Annotated in this window: 17 protein-coding genes; 11 read left to right on the top strand and 6 right to left on the bottom strand. The window is 63.2% G+C overall.

Going from position 1 to position 21,068, the window contains the following annotated elements; all coding sequences use genetic code 11:
• Positions 1 to 92: 92 nt before the first annotated feature.
• Positions 93 to 1,469 (bottom strand): glycerate kinase type-2 family protein, encoded by a 1,377-nt coding sequence (locus ACSFC5_RS05700; RefSeq protein ID WP_440764278.1) that lies wholly within the window; start codon positions 1,467 to 1,469, stop codon positions 93 to 95.
• A gap of 347 nt (positions 1,470 to 1,816) precedes the next feature.
• On the opposite strand from ACSFC5_RS05700, the gene ACSFC5_RS05705 reads away from it, so the two are divergent.
• Positions 1,817 to 3,253 carry an NCS2 family permease gene (locus tag ACSFC5_RS05705; protein ID WP_440764279.1) on the top strand — a complete coding sequence of 479 codons (1,437 nt, stop codon included), beginning with the start codon at positions 1,817 to 1,819 and terminating at the stop codon, positions 3,251 to 3,253.
• Positions 3,254 to 3,352: 99 nt separating this feature from the next.
• Positions 3,353 to 3,598, top strand: coding sequence for a glutaredoxin family protein (locus ACSFC5_RS05710; protein ID WP_440764280.1), 246 nt, complete (start codon positions 3,353 to 3,355; stop codon positions 3,596 to 3,598).
• A 116-nt stretch (positions 3,599 to 3,714) separates the two neighbouring features.
• On the opposite strand, the gene ACSFC5_RS05715 is transcribed toward ACSFC5_RS05710, so the two are convergent.
• Positions 3,715 to 4,686 carry a transcriptional regulator gene (locus ACSFC5_RS05715; protein WP_440764281.1) on the bottom strand — a complete coding sequence of 324 codons (972 nt, stop codon included), beginning with the start codon at positions 4,684 to 4,686 and terminating at the stop codon, positions 3,715 to 3,717.
• Positions 4,687 to 4,901: 215 nt separating this feature from the next.
• Between ACSFC5_RS05715 and ACSFC5_RS05720 the strand changes: the two genes are divergently transcribed.
• Positions 4,902 to 6,179 carry a TiaS agmantine-binding domain-containing protein gene (locus tag ACSFC5_RS05720; protein ID WP_440764282.1) on the top strand — a complete coding sequence of 426 codons (1,278 nt, stop codon included), beginning with the start codon at positions 4,902 to 4,904 and terminating at the stop codon, positions 6,177 to 6,179.
• A 133-nt stretch (positions 6,180 to 6,312) separates the two neighbouring features.
• Here the strand turns inward: ACSFC5_RS05720 and ACSFC5_RS05725 are convergent, their stop codons facing one another.
• Positions 6,313 to 6,516, bottom strand: coding sequence for a VNG_1110C family protein (locus ACSFC5_RS05725; RefSeq protein ID WP_440764283.1), 204 nt, complete (start codon positions 6,514 to 6,516; stop codon positions 6,313 to 6,315).
• 312 nt (positions 6,517 to 6,828) lie between these two features.
• Between ACSFC5_RS05725 and ACSFC5_RS05730 the strand changes: the two genes are divergently transcribed.
• From ACSFC5_RS05730 to ACSFC5_RS05755, 6 genes are all read left to right on the top strand, one after another.
• Positions 6,829 to 7,101: a PRC-barrel domain-containing protein gene (locus ACSFC5_RS05730; RefSeq protein WP_440764284.1), complete on the top strand. Its 273-nt coding sequence runs from the start codon at positions 6,829 to 6,831 to the stop codon at positions 7,099 to 7,101.
• A 151-nt stretch (positions 7,102 to 7,252) separates the two neighbouring features.
• A complete protein-coding gene (locus ACSFC5_RS05735; protein WP_440764285.1) occupies positions 7,253 to 8,362 on the top strand; it encodes an OBG GTPase family GTP-binding protein in 1,110 nt (369 codons plus the stop codon).
• A 178-nt stretch (positions 8,363 to 8,540) separates the two neighbouring features.
• Positions 8,541 to 10,211 carry a Na+/H+ antiporter NhaC family protein gene (locus ACSFC5_RS05740; RefSeq protein WP_440764286.1) on the top strand — a complete coding sequence of 557 codons (1,671 nt, stop codon included), beginning with the start codon at positions 8,541 to 8,543 and terminating at the stop codon, positions 10,209 to 10,211.
• Between the two features lie 48 nt (positions 10,212 to 10,259).
• A complete protein-coding gene (locus tag ACSFC5_RS05745) occupies positions 10,260 to 11,048 on the top strand; it encodes a VOC family protein (RefSeq protein WP_440764287.1) in 789 nt (262 codons plus the stop codon).
• A gap of 175 nt (positions 11,049 to 11,223) precedes the next feature.
• The gene (locus ACSFC5_RS05750; protein WP_440764288.1) at positions 11,224 to 11,586 is read left to right on the top strand and encodes a helix-turn-helix domain-containing protein; all 363 of its coding nucleotides are present in this window, start codon (positions 11,224 to 11,226) and stop codon (positions 11,584 to 11,586) included.
• Entirely contained in the window at positions 11,583 to 12,032 is a 450-nt protein-coding gene (locus tag ACSFC5_RS05755) for a type II toxin-antitoxin system VapC family toxin (RefSeq protein ID WP_440764289.1), read from the top strand. Before ACSFC5_RS05750 ends, ACSFC5_RS05755 begins: the two co-directional genes overlap by 4 nt.
• Positions 12,033 to 12,037: 5 nt before the next feature.
• Here ACSFC5_RS05755 and ACSFC5_RS05760 read toward each other — a convergent pair whose 3' ends face one another.
• Entirely contained in the window at positions 12,038 to 13,114 is a 1,077-nt protein-coding gene (locus tag ACSFC5_RS05760) for a hypothetical protein (protein WP_440764290.1), read from the bottom strand.
• Positions 13,115 to 13,687: 573 nt separating this feature from the next.
• Between ACSFC5_RS05760 and ACSFC5_RS05765 the strand changes: the two genes are divergently transcribed.
• Positions 13,688 to 16,024 carry a BGTF surface domain-containing protein gene (locus ACSFC5_RS05765; protein ID WP_440764291.1) on the top strand — a complete coding sequence of 779 codons (2,337 nt, stop codon included), beginning with the start codon at positions 13,688 to 13,690 and terminating at the stop codon, positions 16,022 to 16,024.
• Between the two features lie 370 nt (positions 16,025 to 16,394).
• Here the strand turns inward: ACSFC5_RS05765 and ACSFC5_RS05770 are convergent, their stop codons facing one another.
• Positions 16,395 to 17,822 (bottom strand): outer membrane protein assembly factor BamB family protein, encoded by a 1,428-nt coding sequence (locus ACSFC5_RS05770; protein ID WP_440764292.1) that lies wholly within the window; start codon positions 17,820 to 17,822, stop codon positions 16,395 to 16,397.
• Between the two features lie 985 nt (positions 17,823 to 18,807).
• Here ACSFC5_RS05770 and ACSFC5_RS05775 point away from each other — a divergent pair.
• Positions 18,808 to 20,319 carry a sugar transferase gene (locus ACSFC5_RS05775; protein WP_440764293.1) on the top strand — a complete coding sequence of 504 codons (1,512 nt, stop codon included), beginning with the start codon at positions 18,808 to 18,810 and terminating at the stop codon, positions 20,317 to 20,319.
• A 203-nt stretch (positions 20,320 to 20,522) separates the two neighbouring features.
• Here the strand turns inward: ACSFC5_RS05775 and ACSFC5_RS05780 are convergent, their stop codons facing one another.
• Positions 20,523 to 21,068 carry a hypothetical protein gene (locus ACSFC5_RS05780; protein ID WP_440764294.1) on the bottom strand — a complete coding sequence of 182 codons (546 nt, stop codon included), beginning with the start codon at positions 21,066 to 21,068 and terminating at the stop codon, positions 20,523 to 20,525.

The following is a 21,068-nucleotide window of genomic DNA, read 5'->3' on the forward strand; positions in this document are numbered from 1 at the left end:
GTACACGCTCCGAGGTCAAATACGTTGGCTCGAGGACGGGGAGACCGACGTGAGCGCCGCGTTGTCCGCAATCGCCTCCGTGATCGCATCCGTCAGTCGCCGTCCGTCGCCTTCGTTTCGACGACGACCACCCGCAGATCGTTCAGGTTCGTGCCGGTCGCACCGGTTCGGATCAGTTCGCCCCGCTCGGCCAGATACGGCGAGACATCGTTGTTTCGCAACGCGGTCCGAGCGGTCTCTCGATCCTCGACGGTCGTCCCATCGACGAGCGCCCCCGCCGCATCGGTTGCGCCGTCGATCCCGTCCGTGTCGACGGCCGCGACGGTGATCTCTCCCTCGAGAGAGCGCCCGTCCACGAGTTCGATCGCCGCGCTCGTCGCGAACTCCTGGTTCGGCCCGCCAGTTCCGTCACCGGCGACCGTCACGGTCGTCTCGCCGCCCGAGAGGAGCACGGCCGGCGGCGACAGCGGGACTCCCGTCGCCAGCACCTCCTCCGCGATGGCCACGTGAGTCGTGGCGGCCTCGCGGGCCTCGCCGCGAACGCGCGAGGAGAGCACGAGCGGTTCGTAGCCGCGTTCGAGGGCGACCTCGCGGGCCGCCTCGAGCACCGTCGTTCCGTCGGCGACGACGTACGTCTCCACGGTCTCGAAAACCGGATCGTCGGCGTCCGGCGTCTCCGGAATCTCGCCGGCGGCGCCGCGCTCGAGCCGATCGACGACGGCCTCCGGAACGTCGATCTCGTACCGCTCGAACACCGCAATCGCGTCCGCGAACGTCGACCCGTCGGGGACCGTCGGCCCGCTCGCGATCACGCTCGGATCGTTGCCGACGACGTCGCTCAGGAGCAGCGAGACGACGGTCGCGGGGGCTACGCGCCGGGCCAGTTGGCCCCCTTTCAGCGCCGAGCAGTGTTTTCGAACCGCGTTGATCTCGCTGATGTCGGCGCCGCTCTCGAGCAACGCGTCGGTCGTCAACTGCAGATCCTCGAGCGAGACGTCTCCCGCTGGCGCGGACACGAGCGCGCTCCCGCCGCCGGTGATCGCCGCCAGTACAAGCGTTCGCTCGTCCGCCGCGTCGGCGGCCGCGAGCAGTTCGCGCGTGCTCTCGACGCCGCGCTGGCTCGGCACCGGGTGGTCACCCTCGAGCACCGCGACGCGGTCGGTCTCGGCCGGATCGTCGGTGACGACGACCCCACCGCCGATCCGATCGCCGATAACGTCCTCGAGCGCCGCGGCGACGTGTGCGGCGGCGTTCCCGCCGCCGAGCACGATGATCTCGTCGTACTGGGTGAGGTCGTATTGTGCGAGGTTGCCCGTCCCGTCAGCGACACGAAGGCGATCGCGTCCCTCGAGCGAGACGGCCTCGCGGATCACTCGCCGCGGGTGGCCGGCCGCGATTCCCGCTTCGAGACACTCAAGGGTGAGATCCCGAGCGTCGGTCGTCGCCAGCCGATCTCGGTTCTCGATCACGGGCGATCACCTGCCGAACGGTCCGGCGGCCGTCGCAGTGAACGGTTCGATGGCCGTCGCAGCGAACGGTTCGATGGCCGTCGCCGTAATCGGTCGTCGATGTGGCGCGGTCCGGTGGCCGAATCGCCGGTGAACGGCCCGCGTCCCGTCTCTCCCATAGTCGAGCGTTTCGCCCGGAGCCGATAAAGGTGGTCCCAATACGGCCTTCCTCGAGCCCTCGGCGGAAGACCGAACCGAAGTTGTCGAAGGTGGTTACCGCGGAATCATTGCACGAACGTGTCTATTAGCTATCGGCTTTCGGACGGGAAGTTTTAACTAATCGCTCTTGTTATGCTCGATCGTCCAATATGGGGGCTTCCGATACAATCGCGGCCTACTTCGGATTCGACGAACACGAGACAGACTATCGAACTGAGACGCTCGCCGGCGTGACGACCTTTCTGGCGATGGCCTACATCATCGTGGTCAACCCCGCGATTCTGGCCGAAGCCATCACGATCGACGGCTACACCGACGCCCAGACGCGAGACGTGATCGCGATCGCGACGATCCTCGCGTCCGTTCTGGCGATCGGCGTGATGGCGTTCTGGGCGAACCGCCCGTTCGGGCTGGCCCCCGGGATGGGGCTCAACGCCTTCTTCGCGTTCACCGTCGTGATCATCCTCGGCGTGCCGTGGGAACTCGCCCTCGCCGCCGTCTTCGTCGAGGGGATCATCTTCATCGCACTGACGGCTGTCGGGGCCCGAAAGTACGTCATCGAACTGTTCCCCGAACCCGTCAAGTTCGCCGTCGGGGCCGGTATCGGTGTCTTCTTGCTCTTTCTGGGACTCCAGGAGATGGAGGTCGTCGTCGGCTACGAGGCGACGCTGCTGACGCTCGGGAACGTCCTCGAGAGCCCCGTCGCGGCGCTCTCGCTCACCGGGCTCGCGCTGACCTTCTTCCTCTACGCTCGCGGCATCCGCGGCTCGATCATCGTCGGCATTCTGACGACCGCGGTCGCCGGCTGGCTGCTGACGCTCCTCGATGTCGTCTCTCCCGGCGCGTTAGTGCCGGAACCAGCGTACGAGCAGGCGACGAGCGACGGGCTTTTCAGCATGCTGCTCTCCGTCGAGTACGATATTACGCCGCTGATTTCGGGCTTCGTCGACGGACTGGGGATGATGGCCGACGATCCGCTCGTCTTCGCGCTCGTCGTCTTCACCTTCTTCTTCGTCGACTTCTTCGACACCGCGGGCACGCTGATCGGCGTCTCGCAGATCGGCGGCTTCCTCAACGAAGAGGGCGATCTCCCCGAGATCGAACGCCCGCTGATGGCCGACGCGGTCGGGACGACGTTCGGCGCGATGATCGGGACGTCGACGGTGACGACCTACATCGAGTCCTCGACGGGTATCGAGGAGGGCGGCCGAACCGGCTTCACCGCACTCGTCGTCGGCGTGCTGTTCCTTGCGGCGCTGCTCTTCGTGCCGCTCATGCGAGCGATTCCGCAGTACGCGACGTACATCGCGCTCGTCGTCGTCGGGATCATCATGCTCCAGGGCGTCGCCGACATCGACTGGCAGGATCCCGTCTGGGCCATCTCCGCCGGCCTGACGATCACGATCATGCCGCTGACCGCCTCGATCGCGAACGGACTCGCTGCGGGGATCATCAGCTACCCGCTGATCAAGGCGGCTATCGGTGAGGCACGCGACGTCAGCCCCGGTCAGTGGGTGCTCGCCGTCCTGTTCGTCTGCTACTTCACGATCTACTTCGCCGTCGAAGCGGGACAGATTACGTTCTGATCGGCGCGCGCCGTCGCTTTCGTCCCGCTCGTCATCGATTGCGGCAATTCGACACCCGACCAGTGGTCTCTTAGGGCTGAGTCGACTATCCGTATCCATATGGCTGACATTACGATGTACGAACTCCCCGGCTGTCCGTACTGCGCAAAAGTCCGCACGAAACTCGACGACCTCGAGCTCGAGTACGACGTGATCGAGGTCCCTCGGTCACACGACGAGCGCACCGAAGTCGAGAAGGTCAGCGGCCAGACCGGCGTTCCCGTCATCACCGACGAGGCCAACGGCGTCGAGGGAATGCCGGAGAGCGACGATATCGTCGAGTACCTGGAAGAAACGTACGCCTGAGTCGTCCCTGCCGTTCGGTCGTTCGAATCGGTTCTCGCTCCTGCGTCAACTCGTGAGCGACAGCTTGCGTGTCATCTCGAAGCCGGATATCGCACTTGAACCGCTGTAAAACCGATCTAAGCAGCTTCTTCGTGTTCGGCGCGCTCTCGGATGACCTTCCGGAGCTCCGCGGCGTCGCGAAGCTCCTCGAGTTCGTCGCGTTCGACCAGCGCGGTGCCGTCGACGGACTCCTGTTTCGCCCGGTCGACGACGTAGACGGACTGCGTGTGGGTGACGTGGCCGATGGAACTCATGATCCGGGCCCGTTTCTCGGCCGCCTTCGTGAACTCGGAGTGGCCGGTGAGCACGACCTCTTCGTCGTCGTCCTCGTCGTCACGGCTGACGGCTTTGAACGGCGAACGCAGCGTCGGGTGGACGCTGTAGCCGGCCCGCGTGAGGACGGCGACGACCTGTTCGTCGTCGGGGTCGGCGTCGGGGTCGTCGGGCGTCGAGTCGCTCTCGTGGACCTCGTCGGCGCCGTCGAGTACGTCGACCGGACTCGTCAGCGGCGCGTCGAACAGCTCCTGTAGCGTCATCGCGACCTCGACGGAGGCGTTCATCCCGTCTTCGTACTTCGAGACGGTTCGCCGGGAGACGCCGAGTTCGGTCGCGAGTTGGCCGAGACTCCACTCTTTATCCTGACGTTCGTCGGCGAGCAGGTCGCCGTCGATGTTGACGTAGAGGCCGCCGGGTGCGGCGTAGATCAGCGGCGGGACCTCCTCGATGAACAGGTTGTACGCCGTATCGGGGCTGAGGACGGGGACGCCGTGACGGAAGTAGGTCACGTCGGGTTTGAGATCCTCGTCGCGACTCCGGAGGCCGATGACCAGCGGCGTCGCCCGAAGGTAGGTCCCCAGGCGACGCATCTCGTGGCCCGTGGCCTCGTTGAACGCGTCGATGTTGCCGAGGATTTTGACCAAAATGAGGTCGTCACCCCGGCGCGCAGCGATATCGAAACTCTTCGGTCGGATCGCACACCGGTCGCTCACCACGAATCCCGCGTCCTCTAACATCGCGGTCACGTTGCCGACCAGTGCGGAGCGGGACATAGGGGGATGTAAGCGATTCCTCGTATAAGACGTTTTCCCCGGGACATCCGGGTGCCGTATCGTGGTTCGGATACGTACCGGCAGTATACTTTTATACTTGTTACCGCCCCCGTCGGTGATAGGTCGCTTCCGTTGATCGGTTCGATCCAGTTCGAGTGGACAACTCGAGGACCCATCCCGAAAGCGGTTACTCGCTCCCGTCCCAACTCCGAGCGATGACCGTCGTCGGCCTCGACGATACCGACTCCCGCGAGCGCGGGATGTGTACGACCTACGTCGCCGCACAGGTGGCTGAGCGACTGCGTCGACAGGGGGCTACGGTTTCGAAACTGCTTCTCGTCCGACTCAACCCCGCCGTACCGTACAAGACGCGGGGCAACGCTGCGCTCGCGATATACACCGACGCCGACCCTGATCACGCCTTTTCGATCGCTCGAGACCGCCTCGAGTCGCTCTCGGAGACGGCCGACGAGCGAACCAATCCGGGGCTCGTGGTGACCGAGGGCGGGCTCGAGGACGTTCCCGATGACGTGAGCGAGTTTTCCGGTCGGGCGATTCGCGAACACCTCGAGATTGCCGAGGCGACGGCGCTACTCGGGCGCCACGGCTACCGCTCGTGGCACGCGGGCGACGGACGCGGGCGGATCGGCGCGCTGGCCGCGATCGGCAGTCGTCGGGCGCTCTCGGAGTGGACGTACGAACACATCTCCTATCGGGATGCGAGCCGATGGGGAACCCCGCGAGACGTCGACCGCGAGAGCGTCTTCGACGCGGCCGACCGTGGCTACCCCGGCGTCTGGGACACGGTGGACCGCGGGGAGGACGAGCCCGTCTGCGTGCCCCACACCCCCGGCCCGATCCTGTACGGGATCCGCGGCGACGATCCCGGCACCGTTCGCGATGTCGCCGGGATGATCGAAAGCGAACCCGTGGCCTCGAGCCAACTGTTCGTGACCAATCAGGGGACGGACGTCCACCTGCGAGATGGAGACCTCGAGTCGGTCGTCGACGGCCGGGCGTACCGGGTCGACGGACGGGTCGCGAGCGAGCCCGAAACGCGTCGCGGGGGGCACGTGTTCGTCGCTCTGGCGGCTGGGTCGGCTGACACCCCACGGCTCGAGTGTGCCGCGTTCGAACCCACGAAGCGGTTCCGCGACCGGGTGCGAGCGCTGCAAGTCGGCGACCGGCTTACCGTCTGCGGCGAGGTGTCGCGGGGAACGCTCAAACTCGAGAAGTTTGCGGTCCGAGAACTGGTGACGACCGAGCGCGTGACCCCGACCTGTCCCGACTGCGACCGGCGGATGAAAAGCGCCGGGCGGAATCAGGGCTACCGCTGTCGGGACTGCGGGACCAGCAGGGACGGGAAAGCCGAGCGAGAGCGCGACCGCGACCTCGAGACGGGCTGGTACGAAGTTCCCCCGTGCGCACGAAGACATATTTCGAAGCCGCTAGTCCGCGGCGGGTTCGACGCGCCGACCCACCCCGAGCGGTAGGCAGTTCGCGGGCGGGATGGGGTCGTCGTCGCGTCCGCTCCTCGTCCGGGCAAGGGACACGCTCGATTCAGATTCAGTTCTTGAGCGTGCCGTAGACGGGGTAGGGAATGTTACGCGCGACGCCGTCGGGACGCTACTGAACCGGGATCCCGCGGCGGACGAGAAACTCGCTGGTCGCCTTGATCTCGACCGGGCTGCCGATGACCCGACAGCGGTCCTCGCCGTCGGCCACGATGGTCACGGTGAACTCGTCGTCCAGCGGCGGCTCGAGGCCCTCGAGGACCGCTCGAGGGAGCACGATCTGGGTGCTATCGCGCAGCCGCGCCGCATTTGACATCGTGTGCACGGTGCGTCGCGCGTCGTTTATTTGTGTCGAAACCGTCGCCGTCGGTGCCGGAATCCGGTGGTAGTACCGCGTGGCGTTCGTGGTGTGCGTGGATACGATCCCGTTCGAAGCGTCCCACCGGGGAGACGGACGGTCGTCGTCCGTCCCGAAACGGGGACGGAGCGTCTCGGTCACTGCAGCGCGGGCTCTTCAGCGTCGTCATCGACGTCGCGCTCGTCGGTCCCTATGGACCGCATATCGTCGCTTTCGGAGAGCGAAACTGTCGAGTGCAACCGTTGCAGGGTCCTAAGCGTCCGGGTAGTTATGGGCGATACCGTCGGCTGGAGAGTCATGGGCGAACTACTCGCGAAATCGCTAACGAAAAAGTCCGTCGTCGGTGTCGACGGCGTCGACTTCGGAACCGTTTACAACCTCACGCTGAATACGACATCCGGGAAACTCAACGATCTCGTCGTCGACCCATCTGCACGGATCGAATCCCGGTCGCTCGACTTCGAAACCGACGAGGACGGTCGGCTGCTCGTCCCCGTCGATCGGATCCGAGTCGTGAAAGATACCATCGTCGTCGACTACTGAGCGGAGCCGGTCGGCTTCGGGCCTCGCCGCTCGAGCGGCGAGTCGACGACGAGCGCGGTATCGCGACGACCGAGCGCACGACGGCGCCGTCGTCACCGTACTGCGGAGGGGTCGAAAGTGTTTTTCGGCACGGGCGGTTGGGTACAGACAAATGGGGCTCGAGGAGGAGATCGAGAAGATCGAAGACGAAATCGCCAACACGCCCTACAACAAGTCGACGGAGGCCCACATCGGCCGGCTGAAGTCCAAGCTCGCGGAGAAAAAGGAGAAGCTTCAGAATCAGAGTTCGGCCGGCGGCGGCACCGGCTACTCCGTCGAGAAACACGGCGACGCGACCGTCGCGCTGGTTGGGTTCCCGAGCGTCGGCAAGTCCTCGCTGTTGAATTCGCTGACCAACGCCGAGAGCGAGACGGGCTCCTACGAGTTCACGACGCTGGACGTCAACCCCGGCATGCTCCAGCACCGCGGGGCGAACATCCAGATGCTGGACGTGCCCGGACTGATCGAGGGCGCAGCGACGGGGAAGGGTGACGGCCAGCAGGTGCTTGCGGTCGTCCGGAACGCCGACCTGATCATCTTCACCCTCTCGGTGTTCGAGATCGAGCAGTACGATCGGCTGCAAGAGGAACTGTACGACATCAACATCCGCGTCGATCAGGAACCGCCGCGGGTGACAGTCCGGCCGAAGATCAAAGACGGCATCAAGATCACCTCGAGCACCGAGCAGGACTTAGACGAGAAGACGATCTCGGACGTGTTGCGCGATCAGGGCTACGTCAACGCCGACCTGAATCTGCAGGAGAACGTCGACATCGACAGACTGGTCGACGGCCTGATGGAGAACCGAGAGTACATCCCGTCGATCACCTGCGTGAACAAGGTCGACCTGATCGAACCCTCCTACAAGGAAACCGTGGACGAGCAACTTCGCGAGCGCGACTTAGATCCCGAGGAGGTGACGTTCATCAGCGCCGAGGAGGAGAAGGGACTGGACGTCCTCAAAGACCGCATCTGGGAGAACCTGGGGCTCATCCGGGTCTACATGGAGAAACCCGGGCGCGGCATCGACTGGGAGGAGCCCCTCGTCATCGAGGAGGGCGCCACCGTCGCCGAAGCCATCGAGAAACTCGGCGGCGAGATGGAAGAGCGGTTCCGCTTCGCTCGCGTAACGGGTCCCAGCGCGACCCACGACCAGCAACAGGTCGGCAAGGACCACGTCCTCGAGGACGAGGACGTGCTGAAGCTGATTTTACGGCGGTAGCTTCCGCGGTGTCAAGACGGTCGAGACGGTCGAGACGCTGGAGGTGGTTTCGTTCGATGGTAGTGTGGACCCGAGCGACTGTCCACTCGCTCGTTCAGTCACGCAGGAATTAGTTAGCAGGCTGAGTGTACCGTTCCGATCGACTAGCGTTATTCGCCAGCACGATGGCTCGTCTACTATGTCCGAATTCGGTGCACTGTCGCTGGTTCCGCCGCTGCTCGCGATCGTCCTCGCGATCGTCACCCGGCGGCCGATGCTCTCGCTGTTCCTCGGCGTCTGGTCGGGGGCCGTTATCTACACGGAGAGCCTCGGTCTCGCACAGACGTTCGACTGGATCGTCGGCGCGATCATCGCCGACGAAGGCTTTCACGTCCAGATCCTGCTGTTTACGATCCTGCTCGGCTCGGGCGTCGCGCTCATCTGGCGCCTCGGCGGGGCGACCGCCGTCCGCAACTGGGCGACGGCCCGACTCGAGACCCAGCGAACGGTCGGGTTGACGACGTGGGTGTTAGGGCTGCTCATGTTCTTTGACGACTACGCGAACACCGCGATCGTGGGGAGTACGATGCGTGAGATCTCGGATCAGTTCCGCATCTCCCGCGAGAAGCTCTCCTACATCGTCGACTCGACGGCCGCGCCCGTGGCGACGATCGGGCTCTCGAGTTGGGTCGCCTTCCAACTCTCGCTGATCGCCGCCGGCTACGAAGACCTCGGCGTCGAGGAGGCCCCGACGGCCTTCGAAACCTTCGTCTGGTCGATTCCGTACAACACCTACTCGCTGCTCGCGATCGCGATGGTCGGCATCGTCGTCTACACCCGTCGGGACTTCGGCGAGATGCTCGACGCGGAACACCGCGCGTGGACGACCGGGAACGTCAACCGCGAGGGCGCCCAGCCGCTACAGGAAGTCGAGCGCGATCTCGGCGAACCGATCGAGGACCGACCGATGTTGCGGACGTTCTTCGCGCCCGTCGTCGTCCTCATCGCGGTCACGCTGGCCGGCGCGCTCTGGACGGGCTACGACGCCTGGACCGCGGCGCAAGCCGAGGCGGGCGCACCGACGGCTATCGGCGCCGCCGCGGGCGAGGACGGCTGGCTGCAGGTGCTCGTCGACGTCGTCGGCGCGGGCGACTTCGCCGGCGCGCTGGTCTGGGGCTCGTTCGCCATGGTCGCGACCGCAATCGCGATCGGCGTCGCCTACGATCTCTTCGATCTCGGCGACGGCGTCGACACCGTCATCGACGGCTTCCGGCTCATGGTGACCGCGGTCACGATTCTCGTCCTTGCGTGGGCGATCAGCGATGTCGCGTCGGCCCTCGAGACGGGCGACTACGTTGCGGGGGCCGTCGGGGATGCGATTCCGATCGCGCTGTTCCCGATCGCGATCCTCCTCGTCGCGGCGTTCATCGCGTTCACGATGGGGTCGTCGTGGGCGACGATGGGAATCGTGACGCCGCTCGCGATCGAACTCGCCTACAGCCTGACGGGAACGTTCGACCTGATGCCGGTCGTCGTCGGGGCCGTCTTCTCGGGGGCGATCTTCGGCGACCACACTTCGCCCATCTCCGACACCTCCGTGCTGTCGTCGACGTTCACCGGGGCCGACTTGATCGACCACGTGCGCACGCAGATCTACTACGCCACGACCGTCATGGTCGTCGTGGTCGTCTGCTACCTGCTCTACGGCTATCTCGACGTCTCGCCCGTCATCTTCCTCCCGCTGGGGATCGCACTCCTCTACGCGCTCGTTCGCGGGCTGTCCGAACTCGACGGAGCCCGCAAGGGACTCGATCCGATCGCGTCGCGGACGTCTGCGGAGCGCGCGGACGGCGACAGCGGGGACGAGTAGACCGCCGGCTTCGCCACGCTTTTTGATCCCGCAGGCGTCGTGTCGCGTATGGACGGAACGCTCGACCACACGATGATTCGCGTCGAGGATCTCGAGGCGTCCCTCGACTGGTACCAGACGCACCTGGAGTACGAGGAGAAAGACCGCTACGAGGGCGACGGCTTCACCATCGTCTACCTCGGCCCCGAGGAGATGCACGAGGAAGGCGCGATGCTCGAGCTCACGCACAACGAGGGCGCGGACCTCGAACTGGGCGACGCCTGGGGCCACGTTGCGGTTCGCGTGCCCGAAGGCGAACTCGAGGCCCACTACGAGCAGCTGATGGACGGGGGCGTCGAGGACTACCGCGATCCCGAGAGCTGCGGCGGCCGGTACGCGTTCGTCAAAGATCCCGACGGCCACGAGATCGAAATCGTCCAGCGCGATCAGGGGGCGACGTGGTCGCTCGACCACACCATGATCCGCGTCGAGGACGCCGACGAGGCTCTCGGCTTCTGGACCCGAAAGTTCGAGTACGACGAGGTCGGCCGCTGGGAGTCCGATTCCTTCGCGAACTACTTCGTCGAGCCGTCGGACGCCGCCGAGGAGGCGATGTCCGTCGAGTTGACGTACAACTACGACGGCCGCAGCTACGAACTGGGCGACGCCTGGGGCCACCTCTGCGTTCGAATGGACGACCTCGAGGCGGACTGGGATCAGTTGCTCGAGCGGGAGGCTGAGGACTACCGGGACCCCGAGAGCAACGACAACATGTACGCCTTCACCAAGGATCCGGACGGCCACGAGATCGAACTGATCGAGCGCGACCTCGAGGCCGACTCGCTGTTCCCGTTCTGAGCGGCGACCAGTCGCTTAACCGTTCTAATACGACGCGCAGGACGAATTTTCCCTTTTAACAGTTCAAAAACGAACGAGTACTCGAATCTATCCCAACCAATCACTACGTAGTGTGAGGCAACGCGGATTCGACACACCTATTGGTGTGTGGACACACTCTCGAGTAGAGAGGGACATGTCCGGAAACGCCGATCGGAACGAATCGGGCCAGTTCGAATCGACGTTCGACGACGAGGAGATTCTCGCACACTTCGCTGACGGTCGGCCGTTCCATACCGCTCAGGAGGTCGCCGACCGCTTCGGTGTCGACCGATCCACGGCCTATCGTCGATTGTCTGACTTGGCGGCAGCCGGGGCGCTGGAGAAAGTTACCCTCGGTAGTCGGACCGTCGTGTGGTGGTACCCGACGGAGACGGCCGGAGAACACACGGAAGCGGAGACCGACGACCCGCTTTTTACTGCTCCCGCATTTACTATCGACGAGCCGATCGACGAAGACGACATCGACGACGTCCTCTACGGTGAACTCGAGGGATGAGCGGTCCGGGAACGACTCCGCTGTTGGTCGATACGGGCGCGTTCTTCGCACACTTCGTTCGGGATTCTCCCCGGCACGAGCGAGCCCGTACCGTCATGAACGGTATTCAGGCCGGTAACCTCCGATTTCGTCCGCTGTACACCACCGGATACGTTCTCAGTGAATTAGCGACACTCATTCTCCGGAAGAAGAATCACGAAAAAGCACTCGAGACGCTTCGACGAATCCGAAATTCGTCAGCCATCACGGTTCTCCACCCCGACGAAACGCAGTTCGACGCGATCTGCGACGAATTCGCTCGCTTCGACGACCAGCAGATTTCGTTCGTCGATCACGCGACGGGATCGCTCGCGGCTGCCTACGAGGTTGAACACGTGTTCGCGTTCGATAGTGATTTTCGAACGCTCGGGTTCACGCTCGTTCCCGAGGACGTGCACATCCCGTAGACCGATCACTCGAGCGCTTCGTTGTCCGCCTCCCACGACGCCCGCGCCGTAACCCGGTCGGACTCGATCTCGAGGGACAGATCGTCGGCCGTCGCGCCGAGTTCGGCCTCGAGTTCGGCTTCCGTCTCGGCGTCGATCGACTCGAACGTCGCCGCGAAGTTGCCCTCGGCGCTGCCGTCCGCGTCGAACGCGAGCGAGCTGACGATCGTGCTCGCCTCCTCGACGTCGTCGAGATCCTCCTCGCCGCCGTACGTGCCGAAGACGGCGTGGCCCTCGCCGGCCGCCTCGAGCGCCCAGTCGAACTCGTCGCGCTCGTCGGTCGCGCGCTCGCGGTCGCCCGCTTCGGCCTCGAGGACGGTTCGAACGTGGTCGACGCCGTCGACGTCTTCGGAGTCGCTGGCAAGAACTATCGCGTCCGCGCCGACGGCGACGGCTTGACTCGAGGCCGCTCCGAACCCGTCGTCGTCGGCTTCGCTCGCGTAGAGCCCGAAGTCACCGATATCGTCGACGTGCTGGAACGTCGCTCCGGCGGCGTACGGATCGTCGTCGGTATCGGTGAGCGCCTCGACGACTTCTTCGGTCGCGACGTCCCCGAGGAAGACCAGCGTCTCGTTGACGAGCAGCAGTTCGTCGAGCGTCGTTTCGGCGTCGTCCGCCGCTAGCGTGTCGTCTTCCAGATCGACGATCCGGTCGAGGCCGGCACTCGGAGCCGCGAAGCCCGCAGACATCGCCGCGAGGAAGACGCCGATCAATGGCAGTTCGAGCATCGGATCCTCGGCGTCGGTTGGGTCGTCGTCCGGCACTGGATCGTCGCCATCGTCGTCCTCGAACGCCTCGAGGCCGGCCCAGTCGACGTAGCTGAACAGCAGTTCGCCGTCGGCGTCACTCGCCAGCCACCGCTCGTAGTCGGGGAGACCGGAGGACTCGTTGGTCTCGCCCTCCGGGTCGGTTTCCGCGTCGGTGTCGCCGTTTTCGTCATCGTCGTCGCCGTCGTCGGCGCTCGTACAGCCCGCCAGTGCGGCCGCCGAGGCGGTCGCGGTTGCCCCGGTGAGTCGTAGCAGGTGTCGTCGGTCCAGATTCATAGAGTCCGTATTCTGAGGGTGCCAGCAAAGTTGTTCTGGTCAGGACTGTCTCGTTTTAAGATGGGTTATTGACGTTCTCGTCGTGACGATCGTACGTTGGTTTCGCCTCGCTCGAGGCTGGGTTGTTGTGAACGAGCGAGTGTACGTGTCGACTCTCGAGGTGGTAATCAGTAATTAGGAGGGACGCACTCGCGAACGTGGCGTGATCTGGGCGAGTAACGAGCGATGAAGAGCCACACCAGCTCGAGAAAGTCAGATTACTTTATGAGTAACACGTGGTTGGAATCGGTATTCACGAGGTGGTATCAATTGGTGGCTCGAGCCGTCGATAGCCGCTACGTCATGCGATTTTATCTAATCGCCGCCGAAGTAATCGATTACTGAGTGTTCCAGAAAGCTTATTACGTGATGCTTTATACATTTCTGATACCCCTACCCGGTGCGAGACAGTGCGGCGGTTTGCACTGGTCGCTCACTCGCACTCCTGTCGTATCGATCGCAGACCAACCAACACAAAACACAAAGACAACATAAATGACAAGCGAAATTTCATATCGCGAAAAGGGACGCGCAGTGTTCCTGGCCGCGCTTATGGTTATGTCGGTCGTTGCCATGTCCGCAGCGTTTGCGGGTGCGGCGGCAGCGAACCACGACGATGAGACTACAGTTACGGCCACCGCCGGAAACGGTGATCGTGCATATCAAGGCCAAACTGTAACCGCATCAGATGTAGAGCCACTAAACAGCAATGATAACACCGTTGACCTTTACCTCGGAGACCCATCTGAAGATGGAGAATGGATCCGAGAGGTCGACGTTGAAAACATGAACGGTGGAACAACCGGTGACATCGAGATCGACACTACGAACCTCGAATCAGGTTCCTACTGGATCGAGACGGGTGACGGTGACCTGACCTTCTCGGTTCGAACGCAGAACCTGGATGCCGAGTTCGCTGACGGTGTCGTCACGAACCTTCAGGGCGAATCGTCGGAGACGACGCTCGATATCGAGTCGCCACGCTCGACCTTCCCCGTTCACATCAGCTCCGATGACCTAAGCGGAGATCAGCTCGTTCAGATCTTCGGCGTTACCGAAGACTCTAACGAAGACCACAGCGATGACGGATACGTTGTTGTGCACAATCGTGGTAGCCACGATGCTGACTTCCAGAACCTCGAAGCTGGTGAATACAACATCACTGTCGAAGCTGGCGACACTGCGGCTGAAGATACCGCAACGATTACTGTCTCCGACGAGGAAGTCTCGGTAGACTTTACTGAGTCGACTTTCCTCGAAGAGCGCAGTAACGTTGCAGAAGTCACAGTTGACTTCGACAACGCAGACAACGCCTTCCTCGTCGTTGGTGACGAAGATGAGGTCAACTACGAAGTTGTCCTTGAAGTCACGCCAGATGACAGCGATGACGAAGTTACTGTTTCGATGAACACCGCACTTCTCCACACCCTCGAAGAGGCTGACGAAGACGGTGTTCACGATGCAGTTAGTGCCGACAATGACGCTACTGTTGAGATTGTCGACGTTGTCCACGATGGACCCCTCACCAACCCACTCGCTGCTGGTGACTATCAGCTCGATCTTGGTGGAGCCTACGACGGCGACCTGACTCAGGAGTACGACACGGCGTACCTGACGCTTGAGGAGCGTTCGACGCTCTCCGAGGATGCCGTCTCCACGCACACCGCACCTGCAGGTGACGTTACGGATGCTGACGGATTCGCAGATGCAACGGTGACCGAGAGCGACGAGATCGCTGCCGGTGACCAGCTCTTCGTTAGCGTCGAAACGTCGGGCCTCTTTGGCTACTTCGCTGATGGTGTAGACGCAGACGGTATCTCGCTCTCGCTGACTGAGCAAGACAACTCGCCAAACGCGAACCCACAGACCTGGAGTACTGACGACGACACTCTCGACGCAACCCTCATTAGCGCTAACCAGTCCGAAGGTCAGCTGATCTACGTCATCGACTACGATGACCTGTACGACGGCGCCCCTGAGGACTTCGACGACTCCCTTGGCTTCGACGTTGACTTCACGGTCTCCGAAGAAGACAATGACTACGTTGACGATGAAGACGAGTCCGCTGAGAGCGAATTCTCGCTCGAAGAGCGAAACACTGAGTGGGACGACAGTACGGCTGAAATCCCTAACTCGGCTAACGCTCTCGCAACTGGTACAACGAACGTCGCACCCGGTACCGAGTTCACCACCCGAGCTCGCGCACCAGGTACGTTCGTGACCTTCTCCGACGTGGAAGTCACTGAAGATGGTACCTTCAGTGCTGAGTACGACTTCAGCGGGTACAATGCTGGTACTGAGTTCACGCTCCGCGCAACGGATCCGGTCGGTAGCCAGCACATCACTGCTAACTCCATCCTCGTCGAAAGTGAGCAGCCAGCAGAGGCTGACCTTGACTGGAACGTCAACGTCGATCCTGCAGAGCCCGTTGAGGGTGACGACGTGACCGTGACCGTCTCGGTCGAGAACCTCGGCGAAGAAGCCGGTGCAGCCTCCTACGACTTCCTCCTCGACGGCGAGAGCCAGATTGAGGGCGACGTTGAACTCGAAGGCGGCGAATCCGATACGGATTCCTTCACCGTTGAAGACGCTGCTGCCGGTGACTACAACTGGGAGCTGCTCGTCGACGGTGAATCCGAATCCGACGGCACGCTGACCGTCAGCGAAGCCGACGAGAACGGAGAGGAGAACGGTGACGAGAACGGCGACGAGAACGGCGACGAGAACGGTGACGAGAACGGCGCCGAGAACGGTGACGAGAACGGCGACGAAGATGACTCCGACGACGACGGAACGCCCGGCTTCGGTGTCGCAGTCGCTGTTGTCGCACTGCTCGCAGCCGCAATGCTCGCACTGCGCCGCCAGAACTAAACCGTAACTAACTACCGGACCCGCTCCGGTTTCGCAGTATTTTCCTTTCTTTCGAACGCTACACCCACAGCGGTAGCGCTCGTCGACTACGTTGCGACGCCGTCGTGTAAACAGCAGTCATGAAACCTCGTTCGTTCAAGCGTTTCGAAGCAATTCTCGAGATCGATACCACCGAAGCGATAGTTCTAACCGACTAGCGCAGCCGATACGCATCGGTGCTAACTCTGGAACGGTAGCATTCTTTCAGTGCTCTGCACGAGATGTCCAGACGGAACGCTGCGGGACGCTCGAATCGGTGATCCCGGTGTGTGTCTCGTACGTATTTCTGGCGAAAATCGAAGCAACAGCACCACGCAAACCCCGTCGCTCGTCACTCGTCGCCGACCAGACAGTACGCGTGTCCGGGTACCTCCATGATCGTCTCCTCCTCGTCGTCGTAGTAGTTCGAAAACACGGCCCGCTCGGCGTAGTAGATCCGGCCGTCGACGGGGACCGGCGCGCTGGTGACGCGACCCCGGTTCTCGACTCGCCAACACCGATCGCCGGTCTCCTTGTCGAGCGCGTAGAGATGCGAATCGTAGGAGCCGACGAGCACCGATCCGGAAGTGACCGACAGCGCACCGATGACGCGCCCGTTTACGTCGGCTGACCAGCGTTCGTCGCCGGATTTGGCATCGATTGCGTAGACGTAGCCGTCATCGTTACCCATGTAGACGACATCCTCCTCGGGGTCGACCGCCGGGTTCGACATGATCGAGCCGTCCGTCTCGAACGCCCACTCCAGAGAGCCGTCCTCGAGGTCGAGGCAGTAGAAGGTATCGTCCCAACTGCCGAAATAACCGTAACCGTCGTGGGCTGCGACGGTTCCTTTGATCTCTGCGCCCGCGCGAAACGCCCCGTCTTCTCGTTCCTCGCCGTCTGCCTCGGCCTGAAACTCCCAGAGAAACTCGAGCGAAGGGAACTCCCAGCAGTAGACGACGCCGTCGTTCGAGCCGGCGAGGATGCGCCCGGCCTCGAGGTCGATCGTGGGCGAGGGGTGGGGCTGGCCCCAGATGCGGTCGTCGCTCCACGTCGGCTCGCCGGTCTCGGCGTCGATGGCCCAGAGCGCTCCCGAGGACGGTGAGCCGTACTCGGCGATGACGTAGAGCGTCCCATCGTAGTAGGCTGGGCTCGAGCCGATCGCGAGTGTTCCCTCGAGTTCATCGGATCGTATTCGCCAGACGAGATCGCCGGTTTCAATGTCTAGCGCGTACAGATCTCCGTCATAGCCGCCGATGTAAGCGGTGTCGCCGACGATAGCCGCCGAGCCATGAAAGCCGAGGTCCGTCGCACCCGTCCGCGTCGACCAGCGCTTCTCGCCGTCGGGGGCGTAGGCGTGTACCCAACCGTTGTCGCCCGCGAACACGATCGTCTCCCCGTCGGGCGTCGGAACCGGGCTCGATTTGGCCGCGGTGTGTCCGACGTAGTTGATCGGAAACGTCCAGTTCACGCTCACCGATCCCGGAACGGCCTCATCGGGATAGTAGCCGAGGCGTCGCAGCCCCCGACAGAACAGCGAGACGTTTTCGTCCGGATGTGTCGCGTACTCGGAGACGAATTCTGTGGGCTCGCCAGTGCCACAATCGCCGTCAGCACCGGCTGGATCATCGCCGTCGACCAAGGTATTGACTGTGTCGGCACACCCGGCTAGCCCCGCGACCGCGACGGCACCGCTTACACGAAGGAGGTGTCGTCGAGTCGGTGTGCCCGAATGTTCTCGAGTACGCCCGGACGGCGAAAACTGGTTCGTCGATTCCATTAGGGGTTCTGTTGACGTCGAAAACTGCTGTAGGCAAAAGTATCCCGATTCCGCTGGTTTCGCGTGTTTCGCTGAAGTTTTCGACAACGATGATTTCGGAATGCCGGCTTCGGTTTCGCCGTCGTCGCTGTGATCGCAGCCGCGATGCCGGCCCTGCGACGCCAGTACGATGTCTAACCACCGGACTTCGTTCGGCTTCGATGTACGGTCATTTCTTTCGCGCGCTACACCACCCAGCGACAGCCGTCGCGATCGACGACGGGATCGCGAACGATCACGCGATGCGGGCGCTTCTCGCGACGACCGACGCCGATAGCCTTGGCTCGAGTCCGAGTTGGTCTCCGATCGGACACCATTACAGAAGCGCCGTACTTTGGCTCCTGGCTGGACACGCCGGCCGATGTCCCGACGCGAGTCTGGACGAACGACTCGCGGCGACCGGTCACCGATTAGGACGACTCGAGCGACACCGATACCAAAGTTCGTTCCCCCGTGTCCCACCTGCGGGAGGCCCGTTATCGCCGTAACGGTCACCGGTTCGACCGAGCACCGGACGTCGCCTTATGACTATCGGGTGGACGCGGGCTTGCTCGCGCGGAAGTCGGTCCCGCTCGAGACCGTTCTGATCCGGTGCGCCGGGAACCGCGCGCCCGTTCGGTCGAGACCCCTGGGAGCAGTCCAATTCCGAGGGCGGCCCGTTTCGATCTTCGACCGCGCTCACCCGCCGACCGACATAATTCTACGGGATTATCCACTGATAAAACATGTCTGTATCTTGGTACACCGAATATCTGCCCAGAATAATTACCATCGCGGATTTCTACAATTCCAGGTTATAGGCCCCTTACTTCGAGAAATTAATGAGATAGCAGATCCAACACAACCGATTACAGCCCCGTAAACCGTCCCGCAAATCGCCGACTCATAGCCGGTTTGACACCGCATTCAACAAAGTTATGACACTGCCGAATCGACCACGTAACGAATGCTTACTGGCTGGCGGTATCGGATCGTGAGCGTCCTCGGCGTGGTCGGATTGACCATCGCCGCCGTGGTCGCTACCAACCACCCGCTATCCCAGCACGTCTTTACGACGTACGTCCCGCTGTTCAATCGCCTCGAGGTAACCGTCCTGACCGGCGGCTCGTTTTACCGGGCGATTGTCCTCTCCGTCGTCGCCGTCACGGCGTGTCTCCTGCCGCTCTATCGACCGCGTCCGCGCCGACTCTTGGATACCGTCGTGCTGGCTCAGAAACGGCTGCTGGTCGCCGGACTCGCGCTCGCGGCTCTGGGCTACTTCAAGTGGTCTCACAGGCTCCCTCGCGCAACCCTGGTCACGATCGTCGGGCTGCTCGCGATACTGCTCCCGGCGTGGTTCGTCTGGATACGACACCGGCCGTCCGAGTCGGACGGGCGCACGCTGTTCGTCGGCGACGATCTGGCCCAGATCGAGCGCATCGCACCGGCCGTCAACGCCCCCGTGCTGGGCTATCTCTGCCCGTCGAGCGTCGGCTACCACGGGTTCGACGAGGACGATATTACCGCTCACACGCCTCGAGCGGAGAGCGGTGACGTCAGAGCCGACGGTGGCGTTGCCGTGGAGCACCGCGAGTCGATTGGTGGGGCCGGACCGAACGGTCCGCCCGGGTCAACACCCGACGAGTCGCGAGCGCTCGCCGGACTCCCGCGACTCGGTGGCCTCTCCCGTCTCGAGGACGTCCTCGTCGAGCGCGACGTCGACACCGTCGTGCTCGCGTTCCGAGAAGCCGACCGGGCGGGGTTCTTCGGGGCGCTCGACGCCTGTCACGAACACGGTGTCAACGCCAAAGTTCACCGGGAGTATGCCGACAGCGTGCTCGTCTCCGCGGGGGATGTCGGCGAACTGGTCGACGTGGATCTCGAGCCCTGGGATCCGCTGGATCACCTGTTCAAGCGCGTGTTCGACGTCCTGTTTGCGACGGTCGGATTACTCGTTTTTGCGCCGGTAATGCTGGTGATCGCCGCCGCGATCAAATACGACAGTCCGGGTCCGGTCCTCTACAGCCAGGATCGGACGGCCGGACTCGGCGAAACCTTCCCGGTCTACAAGTTCCGTTCGATGGTTCCCGAGGGCGAGGACGCAACGCCTACCGACGACGAGGCCAACGATCGGATCACGGGCGTCGGCCGCGTCCTGCGGAAGACGCACCTGGACGAGCTGCCCCAGCTGTGGTCGATCTTCGTCGGCGACATGAGCGTCGTCGGCCCGCGCGCCGTGTGGACTGAGGAGGAGGTCCTGCTCGAGCGGGACGCCCCGGCGTGGCGCAAGCGCTGGTTCGTAAAGCCGGGGCTGACCGGGCTGGCCCAGATCAACGACGCGAACAGCACCGATCCGAACGCGAAGCTGCGGTACGACCTCGAGTACATCCGTCGACAGTCGTTCTGGGTCGACCTGAAGATCGTCGTTCGGCAGATCTGGAACGTGCTCACGGATGTCTGGGCGATGATCCGCGGGTAGCCCCAAATCGCAACGAAACTCGAGTTCGCTGACTCTACTGATGAGACGCCGACTCGAAACCGGCCATCGATTTTACGGACCGCGTCCCCTCGAATATCGACAGCCGTCTGAGTCGCGTACGGCGACACCAGTCGTTCGAAAACGGGGCTCGGTTCGAGAAAAGATATCCGCGGTGGTCTGGAAGTCCGTCCGCGATGGCGAACCTATCGCCTTTCGGGCGGCTCGGGCGGTTCGAACGCGGTAGCGAGCACCGTCCAACCCCGCGTCTCGGTGATCTCCTCGAGCGTTCGCTCCGAACGCAGCCCCAGAAGCGAGACCAGCACGAAGGCCGCGTGTGCGACGAGTAGCGCCGTCCCCAGTTGACCGAGCGCGACGGAAACGAGCAGCGAGACGAGTACCGCCGCGATCATCGCCAGTCCGACGACCTGCAACGGCCGAACCCGAAACGCCGCGTCAAGTCGAGAGACGGCGCCGGCCGTTTTCGATGTGCCAGCGGCGTCTGAGAGCCCCTCGAGACACCGATCGAGAAGTCGGATGAACGGCCCGACCGTATACGTCTCGCGGAGGTCGATGACGATCACGTCCGGCTCGGGTTCGGCCGTGAACCAGCGGTACAGCCGCGAGTGGCGGACGAAGCGCGCGAGCGTTCGGACACCGCCGCTGAGCCGAGACTGCGAGATCCCCCGCCGAAGTCGCTCTTCGAGGGCTTCGAGCGTCGATTTGGGGGAGTCGGCGTTCGAATCGAGCAT

It is taken from the genome of Natronorubrum marinum (assembly GCF_052040125.1).
In the GTDB taxonomy this organism is placed as follows: domain Archaea; phylum Halobacteriota; class Halobacteria; order Halobacteriales; family Natrialbaceae; genus Natronorubrum.